Source organism: Aeromonas sp. HMWF017, from assembly GCF_003061465.1.
Lineage (GTDB): Bacteria > Pseudomonadota > Gammaproteobacteria > Enterobacterales > Aeromonadaceae > Aeromonas > Aeromonas veronii.
Genome location: NZ_QAJD01000021.1, coordinates 1 through 2,989, shown reverse-complemented (window position 1 = coordinate 2,989; position 2,989 = coordinate 1). Strand labels below are relative to the sequence as shown.

The 2,989-nt window shown below is 58.7% G+C and carries 3 protein-coding genes; 1 reads left to right on the top strand and 2 read right to left on the bottom strand.

What is annotated here, in order from left to right; translation table 11 throughout:
- Nucleotides 1-63 precede the first annotated feature (63 nt).
- Both fis and dusB read right to left on the bottom strand, forming a co-directional pair.
- A complete protein-coding gene (gene fis / locus DBR30_RS01705; protein WP_005309538.1) occupies nt 64-360 on the bottom strand; it encodes a DNA-binding transcriptional regulator Fis in 297 nt (98 codons plus the stop codon).
- A 26-nt stretch (nt 361-386) separates the two neighbouring features.
- Nucleotides 387-1,352 carry a tRNA dihydrouridine synthase DusB gene (gene dusB, locus DBR30_RS01700; RefSeq protein ID WP_033135778.1) on the bottom strand — a complete coding sequence of 322 codons (966 nt, stop codon included), beginning with the start codon at nt 1,350-1,352 and terminating at the stop codon, nt 387-389.
- A gap of 292 nt (nt 1,353-1,644) precedes the next feature.
- Between dusB and DBR30_RS01695 the strand changes: the two genes are divergently transcribed.
- Nucleotides 1,645-2,989 (top strand): TolC family protein (locus DBR30_RS01695; protein WP_181363466.1); only part of this gene is annotated, 1,345 nt, incomplete at its 3' end.

Below are 2,989 nucleotides of genomic sequence, written 5' to 3'. Positions count from 1 at the left end.
GGTATTGCTACCTGGCGCCTTTCGCATCTGCCTTGAACCGCCGTCGCGGCTCGCGGCCAGCAATCAGTTCATGCCGTAACGCTTGAGCTTCTTGCGCAGGGTGCCACGGTTGATACCCATCATCACGGCAGCGCGAGTCTGGTTACCACGGGTGTACTGCATGATCACGTCCAGCATCGGCGCTTCGACTTCGGAGAGAACCATATCGTACAGATCAATCACTTCCTGACCGTTCAACTGGGCCAGGTAGTTACGCAGGGCCTGTTGCACAGAGTCACGCAGGGGGCGCTGGGTCGGCTCGGCAGCGTGATTGTGAGTAGTTGTTACCAATGCATCAGAAGTCAGGGTTTGTTCGAACATATTCGGTCGGCTCTTTAGTTATCTTGTTAACCTAATCCATCGAAATACGCTTCGAGTGCCTCAAGTTGCGCGTCTGCGCAATCCAGGGCATTGAAGTGCTTACGGAATTCTCGGCCCGTCTCTTCTTCATCCAGATACCAGCCCACGTGTTTACGGGCTATGCGCGCTCCCAGATATGCACCATAAAACCGGTGCAGGTTGGTTACATGCTCGTTCATCAGGGTGCGAACCTCTTCCCTCTCGGGAGGCGGCAGCTTGGTGCCCGTCTCAAGAAAATGACGGATTTCCCGGAAAATCCAGGGTCGTCCTTGCGCAGCTCGGCCGATCATCACGGCGTCGACACCGGTATAGTCGAGGACATACCGGGCTTTCTCCGGGCTGTTGATGTCACCATTGGCGACAACAGGAATCGATACGGCCTGCTTAATCGCCCTGATCGTGTCGTACTCCGCTTCGCCCCGGTAGAGGCAGGCACGGGTACGACCATGCACGGCGAGGGCCGCGATACCGCAATCTTCGGCGATTCGGGCGATCTCCACGCCATTGCGGTTATCCGGATCCCATCCTGTGCGGATCTTCAAGGTGACAGGCACCTCCACTGCATCCACCACGGCCCGGCAAATTGCTTTGACCTGATCGGGGGCACGCAGCAGGGCGGAACCTGCCAACTTCTTATTCACTTTTTTTGCCGGACATCCCATGTTGATGTCGACGATCTGTGCGCCCTGCTCCACGTTGTAGCGGGCAGCAAACGCCATCATCTCGGGGTCGGCCCCGGCAATCTGGACCGATCGCAATCCGCCTTCTGCAGAGTGATCCATCCTCATCCGGGTTTTCTGGGTATCCCAGACATCCGGGTTGGCCAGCAGCATCTCGGAAACGGCCATGCCAGCCCCCAGTCGCAAACAAAGTTCGCGGAATGGTCGGTCAGTTACACCGGCCATGGGAGCCACAATCAAGGGAGTTTCAAGCGTGTGGGGACCTATCTGCATTCCACGGTTACCATCGGCTTAGGGCGGCGTATATTACGCATTTTTTAGGCAGGAGAAAAGGTTAGTATTTGAGCGTCAGCCATTTTTTTCTGAAAAAAACGTCGCGCCAAGGCTTGCAAATTCTGGAGTTATTGAAAAACGGCCAGATTGCTCGTGAGGGATGGCTGTACTACCTATGTCGGTTGTCTGCATAATTGTCAGTCCACTTGCCGGCCTGCTTTGCGTTATGATATCGGGCTTAAGTCGAGCAAATGCTCCAAACATTTATGCAACAAAAGCGGATTGGGGATCTATGACGTCAAGGTTCATTACATCACTCTGGCCGTGTCTGCTGGGGGCCGTGCTGGGGTCGGCACAGGCGCAGACCATCAGTTTCGGCGAAGCCTGGACCCGGGTCATCCAGCAGGATGAGGGGCTGGCCGCCGAGCAGGCCGGGGTCGATCGGGCCAAGCAACTGCGCGAGGCTGCCAAGGCCATGTATCTGCCCAAGGTGGATCTGGGGGCCAGCTATACCCACCTCGATCAGCCGATGGAACTTGATCTGATGGATCTCAACCCCATCGCCAACCATCCGGAAATGGTCAAAGCGTTGCAGCATATCCTGGGCGGGTTGCCGATCCCGCATTTCACGCCCGATGACTTCGTTACCCCGCTGACCAAACAGAACGTGGTGACCAGCTCGGTCAAGATGCTGTGGCCGCTGTTTGCCGGTGGCCGCATCGATGCGGCGCAGGATATCCGGCAGGCGCAGGTGAGCGAGGCGCAGCAGCTGCTGGTGCTCAAACAGCAAGCCACTTTCGAGAGTCTCTCCCAGACCTATTTCGGCGTCGTGCTGGCCGCTCAGGTGGTGCAGACCAAGCAGGAGATCGAAGAGGGGCTGGCCCACCATCTGGATCACGCCAAGAAGCTTGAAGCTCAGGGCCAGATCGCCAGGGTGGAGCGTCTTTCTGCCCAGTCGGCCTATGATCGGGCCCGCATCGATACCCAGAAGTCCCGCCGTGGCCTCGAGATCGCCGAGCTGGCCCTCGGCCATATGCTCAAGTTGTCCCGCGCCGAGCCCGACAGCGGCCTGTTCGTCAACCAGGAGCTGCCGCGCCTCGAGGGGCTGGTGAGCCAGACCCTGGAGGTTCACCCCGGCCTCAAGCTGCTCAGCGCCAAGAAAGAGCAGGCCAAGGGGTTGATCCGGATGGAGAAGGGCAAATATGCCCCCGAAGTATTCCTGTTCGGCAACTACAACCTCTATGAAGATGATTCACTGGCCGCCAAGACCGCGCCTGACTGGCTGGTGGGGGTGGGTGTCAGCATGCCGCTGGTGAGCCGCGATGGCCGCTCCGAGACGGTGCAGGCCGCCAAGAGTGCCGAGTTGCAGGTCAATCTGCTGCAAGCCAAGACCCGCCAGGATCTGGAGCTGCTGGTGGAGAAGACCTGGCGCGAGGCGGCGCAGGGGCTGGAGGAGTATCAATCTCTCTCCTCTACCCAGGCGCTGGCAGAGGAGAACGTACTGCTGCGTGACAAAGCCTTCGGTCAGGGGCTCTCTACTTCGCTGGATGTGGTGGATGCCCAGAACCAGCTGGCGGGGGTCAAGACCCAGCGCGCGGCAGCGGCCTATCAATATGTAGTGTCGCTGGCCCGCCTGC